A 14,094-nucleotide genomic window follows, 5' to 3' on the forward strand; every position below is an offset into this window, starting at 1 on the left:
TAGAAAAGGGAGTAGAGGATAAGATCTTATCTTCTTCTCCCTTTTCCCTGTGTCTATAGAGAGGAGGTCACACCCAGCTCCATTCCGAACCTGGAAGTTAAGCTCCTCATCGCTGATGATACTGCACTTTTCAAGTGTGGGAATGTAGGTCGATGCAGGGTTGGGATTACTTCTTTTTTCTTCTATGATTTTTTATCTTTTAATTTATGCTTTAATTCTTGTCTTGTCTTGTCTTGTCTTGTCTTGTCTTGTCTTGTCTTGTCTTGCTTCTGCTTATTGAGTTGAGTGGATCTAGCTTGTTTTAGTGTGTCTTGAAAAGGGAGTATAATTGATCTTTTGATGAGAGGATTAGATGTTTGAGATTCGCCTAAAAAGCATACAGATTCTTGTCTTGAGCTATCTTGGTATTATTCTTTGCGGAGCGGTGCTATTGATGCTTCCGTGGATGCATCGAGGGCATCTAGATTTCTTGGATTCTCTTTTTACGAGTGTTTCAGCTTTCACTTGCACGGGATTGATCGTCAAAGATACTTCACATGATTTTACTTTTTGGGGACAATTTGTCATTTTGGCGTTGATCCAAATTGGAGGATTTGGATATATGACTATGCTTGGGTTGCTCTATATGTTTTTGCATAAAAGAATTTCAAATCGTGAAAAGAATTTGATTCGGCAATCGATGAATTATCCTTCCCATAGCGGTATCACATCCTTTATCAAAAAAGTTTTATTTTTTGTTTTGTTTATTGAGGGTTTGGGGGCTTTGATTTTGATGGGATATTTTTATTTTAGGGGTTTTGGATTATTGGAAAGTTTGTGGTTTGGGATTTTTCATTCTATTTCGGCTTTTAATAATGCGGGATTTTCAACCTTTAGCACGAATTTAATAGATTTTAGAGAAAGTGTGATTGTGAATTTTGTGATTAGTGCTTTGGTGATTTTTGGGGGATTGGGGTATCTTGTTTTGATTGAGGTTTTTTGGTTTCTCAAAACGCGTTGTAATTTATTTTCCAAAGTAAAAACTCCCAAATTGGCTCGGTTGAGCTTGCATGGAAAAATTATTTTAAGTTATACGGTTTTCTTGCTTTTGGCAGGTCTGTGTGCCACACTATTGCTTGAATGGAACAATGCTAAGAGTATTGGAAATTTTGATTTTTTGGATAAGGTCTTAAGTTCATTTTTTATCTCTGTGAATTATAGAACCTCAGGATTTAATACAATTGATCTGAGTGGCTTATCTAACCCTAGTTTATTCTTAGCTTCAATCTTGATGAATGTCGGTGCGGCTCCAGGAGGAACTGCTGGAGGAGTGAAAATCACAACTCTTGCGATCTTGCTTGCTTTTTGTATCGCTCTTTTTAGGGATAGACCTGTAAGGATTTTTAAAAGAAGGATTGCAGAATCAAGCATCAAAAAAGCAATCGGATTATTTATCATCGCAAATTTATCTTTTGTTTTTTCGATTTTTTTGATTCTGTATTTTGAGCCGACGATGCGCTTTATTTATATTTTGTTTGAGGTTTCTTCTGCTTTTGCAACAGTAGGTGTCTCTGTGGGTAATGGAGGAGTTTTGTCTTTGAGTGCAAATTTGAGTCCCCCATCACAGATTGTGATTATGTTTTTGATGTTTATGGGAAAGATGGGAGTGCTAACTCTTTGGTTTGCATTTAAATGGAGAGATAAAAAGACAAGAATTCGACTTCAAGAAGAAAAGGTGATTGTATGAAAGCGAGTTTTGCTGTTGTGGGGTTGGGTAAATTTGGAAGATATGTTGCCATGGGTCTCATTGAGCATGGAGAGCACATCATCGCATGTGATAATAATGAATTACATATTAAAGATTTCAAAGATTTGACTGATGAGATCTATGTTTTGGATTCGACAGATAAAGAAGCTTTGGCAGAAGCGGGCATTAAGGGGTTGGATATTGTGATTGTGAGTATTGGAGAGAATATTGAGGCTAGCATCCTTAGTGTGATTGCATTACAAGAATTAAAAAACCAATTCATTATTGCCAAAGCTGTGAGCAGGGAGCATGCAATCATTCTGGAGCGTCTTGGGGTCAATCTTGTGATTAGGCCAGAAAAAGATGCTTCCGCTCAACTTCTAAGACAGCTTCTATGGAATCAAGATCGATTTCTGAAAATCAATGATGTCTTAGAAATTGTTGAGATGCCGATTGAAGCAGCACACGAGGGACAATTCTTGCAAGATCTTGAAAAAGCACTTAAGATGAAAACACATCAGAGTGAGGTTAGGGTGATTGCTTTTTGTTGTGATGGAGAATGGAGATTGAGTTTTGAAAATCCCATTGTTAAGAGTGGAGATGTTTTGCTTCTTTTGTATTCCAAAAAAGATCATTGATTTTATGAAGAGCAAGAAGAGGATGAGGAAATCAAACTCTTCTATTTCTTATTTGTCATCTTTGATTGGTGGGGTGATTTAGTGGATGAGATGAGGAAGGATTAAGATAAGAAGAGAAAATCACTCCATCGATGCCAAGTAGTGCTAGAGATTCGATGTCTTTTTCACTCTGGATGATGCACAATAGAAGAGAATCCAAAAGATACTCTCTGATGATATCTTGAAAGATTTTGATTTGATCCATAGAGGCAATCAGATATTTTGCACCAAAATGAGAAAAATAGAGTAGATCCGTGATGTTATGTATCAAAACAGCATAATCAACCTTTTGGGCTTGACAAAACTGAGCTAGAGAGAATTGTTGATCTTGTGTTGATTCCCACCATACAATCAAATGAGCGGGGATATGATCGATCTCCTTTTGATCTGAGATTTTGATGAAATTGCAAGAGGGAATGAGGGGATGTCCAAAGATTTTCATTTTTAGCCTTGCAGTAAGCATTCTTTTGAGCAGTAATAGGAGCCATTGGATAAAATAGCTTCATTTTGCATGATAAAAGTTTTGCATTTTTGGCATTCCACCATCGAATCGGCCTGTGGATGATGGTTTGTTTTTGTGGGGCGTTTCTTGATGAAAAAGAACCAAATGATGAGCGCAATGATTCCCAAGATGAGAAGAGTTTTTAGCATGATAGTCTCCTATAGAAATAAACTCGATTGCTAGGTGAAGTAAAGATCTCATTATCCCCTATCTCTTCCCCTTCGTGCAATAAATTTGATCCTTTATAAAACAAAAATGCACCCCAAGGATTGAGAAGATGCCTAGAGATTTGGATAAGCAAGGGGGTTTGAGCCACAGCCCTTGATGTGATAAGATCGATGCTAGATGGGATTTTGGCATCTTGCACAAGTGTGGGAAAAACGCAAACATTATCTAGTTTTAATTCAAAACAAAGCATTTGCAAAAAGCTCGCACGCTTCTTGCGCGGTTCAGTCAAATAAAACATACTCTGAGGCAAAGCAATAGCTAGAGGAATGGCTGGGAATCCACATCCTGATCCAATATCTAGGGCATTGGCAAAGGGGGCGATAAATTCTAGGGGATATAGACAATCCTTGATGTTCTCATCAACTTCAGTTTCATTTTTTGCTCCACTAAGATTATGTGTTTTGTTCCATTTGAGTAGGAGAGCTTTGTAGTGCTGAAATTGTGCGTTCATAAAATCAGCATTCCATCGCCATAAGAATAAAAACGATAGCCATGTTTGATGGCTTGATGATAGAGTTCAAGGCATTTTTCTCGCCCTACAAGAGAGCTGACAAGCATAATAAGGGTGGATTTGGGTAGATGGAAATTGGTCAGCAAGGCATTGAGTTTGGATGGAGGATTGAGTGGGTGCAGAAAGATATTGCACTCGCCACTGAGTATTTCACCCTCAAAGAGTGGGGGGTTGGCATTGAGATATTCGACAACTCTCGCACTTGTTGTGCCAATGCACAATATATTTTTGGATTTTTGAATCTTTTGCCAGCTCTCTTGGGTGATGCTAAAGGATTCTGTGTGAATCTGGTGATCGCGAATGTCTTGAGTTTCAACGCCCAAAAAGGTTCCAGCTCCCACATGAAGAGTCACAAAACAATGATCAAAATGAGATTGCAGATAAGAGATATCGCTAAAGTGCAGAGATGCTGTTGGCGCAGCGACTGCTCCTAGTTGTTGAGCAAAAACACTTTGATAATCTGCTTCATCTATTTTTGTATCTTCTCGTTTGATATAGGGTGGCAAGGGAGTATGTCCTAAAAGATTGACTTGATGCAAGACATCTTGGAGTGATGCATATTTGCCATGAAGCAAAAACTCAACCTCTCTAAATCCAGAATCTAAAAGTTTGCAAACTTTGAGAGAGAAAGAGGGGCTTAATACAATCTCTGTTCCTTCTTTGACCCTCCCGCGTATTTGCACAAGATAAAGATTCTGATTGAGATGTTTGTGATAGAACACTTCCACCTCTCCCCCTTTTTGACCTTGATGGATTTTGTGTCCAAAAAGTCGTGCTTTGATGACTTTTGTGTTGTTGAGTACAAAAAGTGTATCAGGAGCAATAAAGTCAAAAAAATGCCAAAAATCACTGTGGGTGATTTGATCACTCTTGCGATCATAGATCAAAAGCTTGGCGCTCTCTCTAGGTGATGCAGGATGTGTGGCAATCAGCTCTTGGGGAAGATGGTAATCATAATTTGCAAGAAGATGATCGCCTATCATACTTCGTCTTGATCTTCCTGATCTTTAGGATCTTCTTCTTGGGGGGCAGGATTGACGATCTTGGCAATCAGGATTGACAATCCATAAAGACCAATCAATGGCAAAGCCATAAAGAATTGTGAGAGGACATCTGGGGGGGTAATAACAGCAGCGATGATAAAAATGATCACAATGGCGTATTTAAAAAAGCCTTTGAGTGTTGCATCTGTAATGAGTCCGACTTTGGCCAAAAAATAGCTTACTACAGGCAATTCAAATGCGATTCCAAAACCAAGAATAAGACGCGTGAAAAAAGTCACATAGTTTTCAACACTAATATTGGCACTAAATAACTCATTTCCAAACATCAAAATATACTTGATCACAAAAGGAAAGACGATGAAATAAGCAAAGCTTGCACCAATAGCAAACATAATCGTTGCAAATAATACAAAAGGAATGATGATCATTTTTTCATGCTTATAAAGTCCTGGTGCGACAAAAAGCCACATCTGCCAAAAGATCACGGGCATTGAGATCACCAAAGAGGCAAAAAAACTTACTTTCATCGCCGTAAAAACACCCTCAGCTGGAGAAAGTTGGACAAGTTCACCCTTGACATGGTCATCAAAAGCTTGTGTCAAAGGAAGTTTGATCCATTCAAAAATATGATCCCAAAATGAAAAACATACAAAAAACACAACAATGAGCGTAAGAGAGGAAATAATCAAGCGCTTGCGTAAATCTTGGATGTGGGGTTTTAAATCTTCAAACATTAGGTATCCTTGCTTTTATAAGAGATCTCTTGGATATTTTGTGTGGGTTGGATTTTGGGAGATTTTGGAGTTTCTTGCATAGTTTTGTCTTTGTCTTCTAGGCTCTGTGCATTGAGGGCCTCTTGAATCTCTTGGGAGGGTTTTGCTTTGGGGGCATCATCAAAGAGGGAGTTTGAGCTGCGATTGAGTTCATCTAATCCCTGTGTCAGCGAGCTTTTATACTCTAGTGCTTCTTTTTTGAGTTCTTCTAAATTAAGCTCTTTATCAAGACTGCTCTTTGCATCATCAAGAGTTTTTTTGAGAGCCTTGAAAAACTTAGCAAGATCCACCATGGCCTGAGGAAGCTTATCTGGACCTAGAAAAATAACAGCAACGATGATGATCATAAAAATTTCAAAAAAACCCATCCCAAACATCGATGTTATCCTTTGTCGTAGAGATTTTGCTTGATTGTAGTTTTGATTTGAATCTAGCTCATATTTTACACTCAAAAATCCAACTTGTTTTTGGTTTTGTTTGTGGAACAAAAAGTGTTTGATAAGTTAATATTCTAGCAAGAGTAAAATGAATTTTAAGGGGCTGTGCGATGATTGATGTGAAATTGCTTCTAAATGACTTTGATGAAATTACAGCAAGGTTGAGAGTTAAAAAAGTTGATTCTGAAGTCCTAGATCAGCTTAAGCAATATGCATTAGATTTCAAAAAAAATAAACAAGTTCTTGAGGAATTGCAAGCAAAGCAAAATGCAGATTCTAGGAGTTTTGCTCAATGGATGAGAGAAGGGAGAGATATCAATGAGCTAAAGCGTGGGCTTGAAGAAAACAAGCGTGAGATTCAGAAAATGAATGAAGTGGTTTCTAGTAGTGAAGAGCGCTTGATGCAGCTTTTGCACTCAATTCCCAATATCCCTGATGCACAAACACCACAAGGAGAGGATGAGAGTGACAATGTCGAAATCAAAAGAGTGATGGAACCACGGGTATTTGGATTTAAGCCCAAAGAGCATTGGGAACTTGCTCAGCAAAATGGCTGGATTGATTTTGAGGGGGGTGTGAAGCTTGCCAAAAGTCGCTTTAGTGTATTGAGGGGTGAGGGTGCGCGAATCCATCGTGCATTGATCAATTTTATGTTGGACTATAATGAAAAGCGAGGGTTTGAGATCGTCTCAACTCCAGTCATTACGAATGCAAGCTGTCTTTTTGGGACAGGGCAATTGCCCAAATTTGAAGATGATATGTTTAAGATTGCTGGCAAAACAGAAGAGAGTGATGGGAGTGAGTGTGGGAATGAATTGTATTTGATTTCTACCTCAGAAATTACGCTGACAAATCTCTATCGTGATGAGATTATCCCAGCAGAATCTTTGCCACTTAAGCTCACTGCGCACACGCCTTGTTTTAGGAAAGAGGCAGGAAGTGCTGGGCGTGATACGCGTGGAATTATTCGCCAACATCAGTTTGATAAAGTCGAGCTTGTGGCAATCACTCATCCCAAAGAGAGCGATATGATGCAAGAATATATGCTTGAGACTGCTTCAGGCATCCTCACTGAGCTTGGACTTCCTCATCGCTTGATTCAGCTTTGTGGAGGAGATCTTGGATTTAGTGCTAGCAATACTGTGGATATTGAGGTTTGGCTCCCTGGACAGAATACATATCGTGAGATTAGCTCCGTGTCCAATACAAGGGATTTTCAGGCAAGACGCGCCAAGATTCGATTTAGGGATGGTAGGAAAAATACATTGGTGCATACACTCAATGGTTCCTCACTTGCAGTAGGACGCACACTTGTGGCTCTGATGGAAAATTATCAAAATGAGGATGGGAGTATTGATATTCCTGATGTGTTGAGAAGGTATCTCTAAGATGTGGGATAAAAAATCCTTTTTTCTACAGATTCAGAGAAGAATCAGATATTTTTTTCGTTTGATGAGGCACTTTATCCTCACACGAGATAATAAGGTGATTTTTTATTTTGTTTCTTTGCTTTTTGCGATTTTGCTTGTTGTGGTTTTGTTTTGGTTTGCTATTAAGGCTTTTGATCATCAGTCTGCCACCCAAGAAATCCCTCAAGAAATTTCTGAAAAAATGACTGAAGCTTCAGAGATACAAGTAGCAAAAAGTTCTGCGATGACTTTAGAGAGAGATTTCTACACCAAACCAGATAAGGAACTCTCAGAATTGATCCAAAAGGCTAATATCCTTTATGATAATGGAAGAGTTGAGGAAGCACTTGATGTGTTCAAAAAGATCTCACTCTACTCTCAATCCTTGGCCAATTACAATTTGGGTGTGATTTATTTGGGTGCACAAGATTATGTGCGTGCTAAAGAGTTGTTTGAGCATGCGATTGAGGGGGGAGATAGTGTGGCACTAAGCGCGATTGGTGCAGCTTATAGTGCGCTTAAACAAGGAGATCAAAAATCATTTGAGCATTTTGTGGGATTGGCTGAGCGAACCTTGTCTGATTCGGCTAATACACCTTTTTATTCATATTTGTATGCACTCACCTCATTTTATAAAAACCAATATTTTGAAGCCCTCTCTCCCCTGCTTCATCCCAATTCAAAGAATTACGCCCAAAATAATGCCGCCCTTGCCTCTGAGATTTTTTTGATGCTTGGCGATGATTATAGTGCCCTAGAGCATCTCAAGAATGATCCAAGGGTTGAGAATGCCTTGGCAATTGGTATGCTTTATGCGCGAGTGGGGGATTATGCACGAGCAAGAGATGAGATTATGAAATATCTAGCAGCTTTTCCTAATGATCATGAAGCATTGAGTGCGCTAGAGCTTGTGGATCTTAAGTTGAGAAATTATTCTGATAGTGCAAATTTGTTGGAAGATTTGGAGAAGAAGGGTGGGTCCTTTTTTAAGATTCGTGTAGGGCTTAATCCTTCTTTGTTTAACATCAATGAGGCTCAAAAGCGTTTTTGGAATCTTAAGTTTGAATCGCGCCGATCTCTTCAATATAAGATTCTATTTTATTATGCGCCCTACAAAGTCTTCAATACCCAGCAAGTGTTTCGATTTTTGGCAGATGGTGGGTTTGAGTGGAAAGTTGGGGATGTGGATGAAGCAAGAGATGCTTATACGCGTGGAGAGGCATTTTCTAGAATCAATCGCAATATAGCTAAGGGGCTCAAAGAAATTTATGCTGGTGATTTACGCAAAGCACTCAAGATTTTTCTCCAAAACCTTCGCATACATAGCCAGCACTCGGTTTTATACTACAACATCGGTTTGCTGTATGCCCAGCTAGGTGATTTTGAGAATGCTTTCACTTATTTTTCAAGAGCCTATCATCTAGATAGTCAAGACTTGATGGCAGGAATTTTTGCTGTAATGACAGGAAAACTTGTTTATCGTGATACTTCGGGCATTGAAGAGATGCTTAGTGGAGATTTTTTGAGAGTTGATTTTCGCAATGAAAATGAGCGAGTATTTTTGAATGAGTTGTTTGCTTATGCGCGGGGGAGGCAGCATGGAATTTCTGATTTGGTTGAGACACCTCAAAATTCCAAGCCCATCTATACTGCTTTGCAAGCTATTTTGGCAATGGGTGAGGGGAATCAAGAAAAGATTACGAAGTATTTTTCCTTGCTTAGGGAGAAATATCCCAATGATCTCACCACAGATGTAATGTATCAGGTCTCCAAACATTACAAAGGCAATCTCAAAGAGATGTCTTTGGAGTTTTCGCGCTTTTTTAGAAAGGGGAAGTTTTCTAATATGCATGCTTTGTTTTATGGGGGGAGCTTGACGCGTGAGCTTTATGTGTATCTTGCTTTTATCACAGGAAATCTTTCTTTTGTGATTACACATTTGCAAGATAAATTAGTCACAGATGAGGAGTCGCCCATTGGGACGATGCAAGCACTTGGGATGGCTTATATCTATAATCAAGAATTTGAAAAGGCATTTGTGGTCTATAACGATTTGATTGATAGTTTGCAACAACAGGATGTGGGGACGAAATTTATGGGAGCTGTGGCTGCAATTGGAGCTGGGCATTTTAGTAATGCTGTAGCCTTATTGCAAATTTCTAAAATTGATTCGACTGCCACGCTAGAGAGCCGCTATGCTCTTGCCTTGCTCTATCAGCAAGAGAAGAATCTTAAGAGCGCGATTTCTCTTCTTCGGACAATTTCAAACAAAAATTTTGTCTCAGAATTTTTTGATTTTGAGATTGATTCAGGTGAAATTTTGCAGAAGGCTCAAGAGTGATTTTGGAGGGTTTAAATACTCAGCAGAGAGAGGCTGCCACCCATATAGATGGTCCACTTCTTCTTCTAGCTGGTGCTGGGAGTGGTAAGACAAGGGCACTGACTGCGCGTCTAGCTTATCTCATCCAAGAAGTTGGAATCCCTGCTGATTTGATTTTGTGTTTGACCTTTACCAATAAGGCAAGCAAAGAGATGCATGATCGTGCTATGAGGATGATTGGCACTTCTTCTTCATATCCACTTCTATGCACATTTCACAAATTTGGTCTTCTTTTTCTCAAACAATATCTCTCCTTGCTTGATCGCCCATCTTCATTTGTCTTGCTTGATGGTGATGATGTCAAAAAAATTGTGAAATCTTTCAAATCATTACTGCCTACCTCTATGATCATGGGATATATTTCATATTACAAAAATCAAGTCATCTCCCCCCAAGAAGCACTCTCTCAGGCAAAATCTAAAGAGTTTCAAATGATTGCGGAGCTTTATGAGCAATATCAATATTATTTGGAGAGCAAGAATTTATTAGACTTTGATGATTTGCTCTATCTGACTTATTTGATCTTGCAGCAAAATCCCAAATTGATTCAGACAATGAGCGAGAGATATGCATATATTATGGTCGATGAGTATCAAGATACCAATCCTTTGCAATACAAGATTCTCAAATCCCTAACCTCCATTCATCAAAATTTATGTGTTGTTGGGGATGAGGATCAGAGCATTTATGGGTGGCGTGGTGCAGATATCCGTAATATTTTAGAATTTGAAAAAGATTTTAAGCAAGCTAGGGTGATTAAGCTTGAGCAAAACTATCGCTCCACGCCTCAGATTTTGGCATTTGCCAATCGTCTGATCTCACACAATACTCAGCGCTTGGGAAAAACACTGCGCCCCACACTTGAGGATGGAGAGGAAGTTGAAATCACTCAATATGGGGATGAGAGTGAGGAGATCGCAGCAATCACTCAGAAAATTTGGAATCTTGTCCAAGGGGGAGTTGGACTTGATGAGATTGTGATTTTGTATCGTCTCAATGCGCTTAGTCGTAAGGTGGAGGAAGGACTGAATCAGGCTAGGATTCCTTATCGATTGATTGGCTCTGTGCGATTTTATGAGCGTTCTGAAGTGAAGGATGTGTTGAGTTATTTGCGTTTGATGGCAAATATAGAAGATGATTTTTCTTTAATGCGTGTGATCAATAAACCCAAAAGAGGATTGGGTAAGACTTCACAAGAGAGACTTCAAGCTCTTGCCAATAATCAGAGTATCTATAAATTATTTTCTCAAAGACCAGATGCCATCAGTCCCAAAACTTTGAAGGTTTTGGAAGATTTTTTTACTTTGATTGCAGAGCTAAAGGAAGCATTTCATATTTCTATAGATCGCTTTGTGGATCTTTTTGATACCAAAGTCCCACTTATGGATGAGTATCTAGAGCATGAACGCGAGGATCGAAGGGCAAATATTTTGGAGCTCTTTGGTTTGTTGCGTGAATTTAGAGAGAAGTATAGGGATGCGTCATTGCAAGATTTTTTGAATGATTTGAGTTTGAGTTCTGATTCTGATTTGGAGAGCAAGGAGCAGGTATCTTGCATGAGCATGCATTTGAGCAAGGGGCTTGAGTTTGATTATGTGTTTGTGATTGGGTGTGAGGAGGGATTTTTCCCTTTGGAGCGCGATGGTGGGAATCTTGAAGAAGAGAGGCGGCTTGGGTATGTGGCTTTTACCAGAGCCAAAAAAAAGCTTATAGTTAGCTCTGTGCGATCGCGTTTTTATAAGGGGAAGCGTCAAATGCTAGAACCCTCAAGGTTTATTCGAGAATCTCTAGAAGGACAGAGTGCTTTGAGTGTGGTAATGACACGCAATGCTTTGGTCAAGCACAAAGTGTTTGGGATTGGACGGATTGAGGAGGTGATGGGAAGTGGAAATGGTGCAAAAGCTAGGGTAAATTTTGGAGGAAATCAAAGGGTGATTTTGTTGAATTTCTTGGAGCTTGCACAATGAAGCGATGGCTTATGGTGATCTTATGCTGTGTTGCCCTTAGAGCAGAGATACTCAAAGAGCACTACATCCTTTCAAAAGATCCCATTATGTCATATGACTTATTTCCTCAGTCTCCATCATTTGTGATTGCTTCATTTGGGGAATCTTTTGAGCTTCATATCAAGGCTTCTGATTTGCAGAGGCTTTTTGCCTCCAAGGGATTTGCCGTGGATAGCAAGATCAAAGAAGTGCGCTTCACTTATCATCTGCCTTGGGATAGCACAAAATTGAAAGAGGAGATTAGCAAGACTTTTCTTGCATTTTATGCATCCTATCATCCCAAGATTCAAGAAGTGAGGCTAAAGCCACTCAAAGCGCTCAAGTCTTCAGATTTGAGATTGATTAAAGCGCAGATCACAGAAAAAATGCTACGCAAAAATCGCTTTGTTGCAATGGTTGAGGTGCAAGAGGGAGGCAAGCATTCTTTGCAACCTTTTTTTGTCGAGATTGTGGCGAGTTTGGAAGCCTATGTTGCTAAGAGAGATTTGAGTGCTGGGGAGAATTTGGGAGAAGAGAATGTCGAGCTTAAGCGAGTCCCTTTTGATTCTATACCGATGCCTTTGGCAGATAAAGGGGAGCTAAAGACTGCAGCACTTAGGAGTTTTGTAGCCAAAGATCAAATGATTTTCAAATCCAAGCTTAAACCTAGATTGCTAGTTAGGCGTGGAGAATGGGTAGATGCATCATATAAGGAAGGGGGGGTTGAGATCGAAGCTAGAATGGAAGCGATGCAAAATGGAAGTATGAATGATGAGGTGATGGTGCGCAATCTGGAGAGTAAAAAACAAATTCGCGCCAAAGTGATTGGAGAGAGAAAGGTTGTGATTTGGTAAAAAAAATAATTGTGGGAGTGGGTGGAGCAAGTGGGATTAGGCTTGCTTTGCGTTTTATCCAAGAGGTGCAAAAGCATAGTGTATGTCATATTATCCTCTCAGAATCAGCACAAGTTGTTTGGCAGAAAGAAGCAAATCGTGACTTGATTGAGGATATCAAAGCCCAAGGGGGGAATCTATATGAAGAGAGAGAGATTTGGGCAGGGATTGCTTCTGGGAGTTTTGGTGCGGATATGATGGCACTCATTCCTACAAGTATGAATTTACTTGCAAAGATCGCATGGGGGATTGGAGATGAGTTGATCTCGCGTTGTGCTAGTGTCATGATCAAAGAGCGAAAAACTTTACTTTTGGCACCAAGAGAGATGCCATTTTCAAGTATTGCTCTAGAGAATATGCTTAAGCTTGCAAATCTTGGCGTGATTGTCGCTCCACCTGTTTTGGGGTATTATGCCAAGATTCAGACATTGGAAGAGATGGAGGATTTTTTGGTGGGGAAGTGGCTAGATGTTTTGGGATTTGAAAATCAATTATATGCGCGATGGAGCGGAGAGTGATGAGGGCGGTTTATCCAGGGACTTTTGATCCTTGCACAAATGGACATTATGACTTGCTGATTAGAAGTGCTCAGCTTTTTGATGAGGTGATCGTCGCAGTGGCTAAGAATGCTTCCAAATCCCCGCTTTTAAGCCTAGAAGATCGATGTGAGATACTTGCTCGTTGCACAGATAAAAATCCCAAGATTAGGGTGGAATCTTTTGATTGTTTGCTTGTGGAGTTTGCTCAGTCATTGGGGGCAAGAGTTGTGATTCGTGGGCTGCGGGCTGTGAGTGATTTTGAATATGAGCTGCAAATGGGTTATGCCAACCAATCACTCAATCCAGCAATTGAGATTCTCTATTTGATGCCCTCACTTCAAAATGCCTTTGTGAGCTCATCGATCGTGAGAAGCATCATCGAGTATGGAGGCAAGATTTCTCATCTTGTGCCAAAGGAGGCATTTGAATTTCTTAGACAGAGGGGATATGCATGTATTTAGCACTAGAGGGCATTGATACAGCAGGCAAGAGCACACAGATTGAGCTTTTGAGATCTAAATTTACAAATGCTATTTTTACGCATGAGCCAGGGGGGAGTGAGTTGGGCAAGAGATTGAGAGGTATTTTGCTTGAAGAAGACATTAGCCTAAGCAAGGAGACAGAATTGCTTTTGTTTTTGGCTGATCGATCTGAGCATATTCATCGTGTGATCCTCCCCAATAAAGATCGCTTGATCATTTCAGATCGCTCATTGATTTCTGGGATTGCTTATGGCAAGGGTTTTGCGTTTGAGGATCTATTGAAATTTAATCGATTTGCTACACAAGATGTTTTGCCCTCATGCGTTGTATTGCTTGAGCTTGATGCCTTGGAACTTCAAAAAAGACTAGGAGCCAAGAAGAGAGATAAGATTGAGCAAAGGGGGGTGGAATTTTTGCTTGAGATTCAAGGATGTATGCTCAAAGCGTGCCAAGCTCTTGGTATTGAGTGCTTGAGGATTGATGCAAGGCTTAGTATTCAAGAGATCCATCAAAAGATTGTAGAGAGGATTGAAACCTAAGGGTGGGCA

The 14,094-nt window shown here is 39.8% G+C and carries 15 protein-coding genes and 1 rRNA gene; 10 read left to right on the forward strand and 6 right to left on the reverse strand.

Annotation, left to right across the window (positions count from 1 at the left end; genetic code table 11):
* Positions 1–45 precede the first annotated feature (45 nt).
* From rrf to T391_RS0101035, 3 genes are all read left to right on the forward strand, one after another.
* A 5S ribosomal RNA gene (rrf, locus tag T391_RS0101025) occupies positions 46–161 on the forward strand.
* Between the two features lie 191 nt (positions 162–352).
* On the forward strand, positions 353–1,726 hold the full coding sequence (locus T391_RS0101030; RefSeq protein ID WP_027326778.1) for a TrkH family potassium uptake protein: 1,374 nt from the start codon (positions 353–355) through the stop codon (positions 1,724–1,726).
* Positions 1,723–2,364: a potassium channel family protein gene (locus T391_RS0101035; protein WP_027326779.1), complete on the forward strand. Its 642-nt coding sequence runs from the start codon at positions 1,723–1,725 to the stop codon at positions 2,362–2,364. The genes T391_RS0101030 and T391_RS0101035 overlap by 4 nt, the downstream gene beginning before the upstream one ends.
* Before the next feature lie 55 nt (positions 2,365–2,419).
* Here T391_RS0101035 and T391_RS0101040 read toward each other — a convergent pair whose 3' ends face one another.
* From T391_RS0101040 to tatB, 6 genes are read right to left on the reverse strand one after another with little or no spacing between them, the layout of a single operon-like run.
* Positions 2,420–2,845, reverse strand: a complete 426-nt coding sequence (locus tag T391_RS0101040; protein WP_027326780.1) for a hypothetical protein — start codon at positions 2,843–2,845, stop codon at positions 2,420–2,422.
* 2 nt (positions 2,846–2,847) lie between these two features.
* Positions 2,848–3,054: a PP0621 family protein gene (locus T391_RS0101045; protein ID WP_027326781.1), complete on the reverse strand. Its 207-nt coding sequence runs from the start codon at positions 3,052–3,054 to the stop codon at positions 2,848–2,850.
* Entirely contained in the window at positions 3,048–3,584 is a 537-nt protein-coding gene (gene rsmG / locus T391_RS0101050; RefSeq protein WP_027326782.1) for a 16S rRNA (guanine(527)-N(7))-methyltransferase RsmG, read from the reverse strand. Before rsmG ends, T391_RS0101045 begins: the two co-directional genes overlap by 7 nt.
* On the reverse strand, positions 3,581–4,627 hold the full coding sequence (queA, locus tag T391_RS0101055) for a tRNA preQ1(34) S-adenosylmethionine ribosyltransferase-isomerase QueA (RefSeq protein WP_104692926.1): 1,047 nt from the start codon (positions 4,625–4,627) through the stop codon (positions 3,581–3,583). The genes rsmG and queA overlap by 4 nt, the downstream gene beginning before the upstream one ends.
* The gene (tatC, locus tag T391_RS0101060; protein ID WP_027326784.1) at positions 4,624–5,382 is read right to left on the reverse strand and encodes a twin-arginine translocase subunit TatC; all 759 of its coding nucleotides are present in this window, start codon (positions 5,380–5,382) and stop codon (positions 4,624–4,626) included. Before tatC ends, queA begins: the two co-directional genes overlap by 4 nt.
* Entirely contained in the window at positions 5,382–5,798 is a 417-nt protein-coding gene (gene tatB / locus T391_RS08760; RefSeq protein ID WP_034583426.1) for a Sec-independent protein translocase protein TatB, read from the reverse strand. Before tatB ends, tatC begins: the two co-directional genes overlap by 1 nt.
* Before the next feature lie 170 nt (positions 5,799–5,968).
* Between tatB and serS the strand changes: the two genes are divergently transcribed.
* From serS to tmk, 7 genes are all read left to right on the forward strand, one after another.
* A complete protein-coding gene (gene serS, locus T391_RS0101070; protein WP_027326785.1) occupies positions 5,969–7,246 on the forward strand; it encodes a serine--tRNA ligase in 1,278 nt (425 codons plus the stop codon).
* Positions 7,247–7,310: 64 nt separating this feature from the next.
* A complete protein-coding gene (locus T391_RS07525) occupies positions 7,311–9,608 on the forward strand; it encodes a tetratricopeptide repeat protein (protein ID WP_158654554.1) in 2,298 nt (765 codons plus the stop codon).
* A complete protein-coding gene (locus tag T391_RS0101080) occupies positions 9,605–11,614 on the forward strand; it encodes an ATP-dependent helicase (protein WP_034583375.1) in 2,010 nt (669 codons plus the stop codon). The genes T391_RS07525 and T391_RS0101080 overlap by 4 nt, the downstream gene beginning before the upstream one ends.
* A complete protein-coding gene (gene flgA / locus T391_RS0101085) occupies positions 11,611–12,486 on the forward strand; it encodes a flagellar basal body P-ring formation chaperone FlgA (protein WP_027326787.1) in 876 nt (291 codons plus the stop codon). Before T391_RS0101080 ends, flgA begins: the two co-directional genes overlap by 4 nt.
* The gene (locus tag T391_RS0101090) at positions 12,480–13,043 is read left to right on the forward strand and encodes a UbiX family flavin prenyltransferase (protein ID WP_027326788.1); all 564 of its coding nucleotides are present in this window, start codon (positions 12,480–12,482) and stop codon (positions 13,041–13,043) included. Before flgA ends, T391_RS0101090 begins: the two co-directional genes overlap by 7 nt.
* Positions 13,043–13,525: a pantetheine-phosphate adenylyltransferase gene (gene coaD, locus T391_RS0101095; protein ID WP_027326789.1), complete on the forward strand. Its 483-nt coding sequence runs from the start codon at positions 13,043–13,045 to the stop codon at positions 13,523–13,525. The genes T391_RS0101090 and coaD overlap by 1 nt, the downstream gene beginning before the upstream one ends.
* Positions 13,516–14,085 (forward strand): dTMP kinase, encoded by a 570-nt coding sequence (tmk, locus tag T391_RS0101100; protein ID WP_027326790.1) that lies wholly within the window; start codon positions 13,516–13,518, stop codon positions 14,083–14,085. Before coaD ends, tmk begins: the two co-directional genes overlap by 10 nt.
* Positions 14,086–14,094 lie beyond the last annotated feature (9 nt).

The sequence above is a fragment of the Helicobacter pametensis ATCC 51478 genome, assembly GCF_000518225.1.
GTDB lineage: Bacteria > Campylobacterota > Campylobacteria > Campylobacterales > Helicobacteraceae > Helicobacter_G > Helicobacter_G pametensis.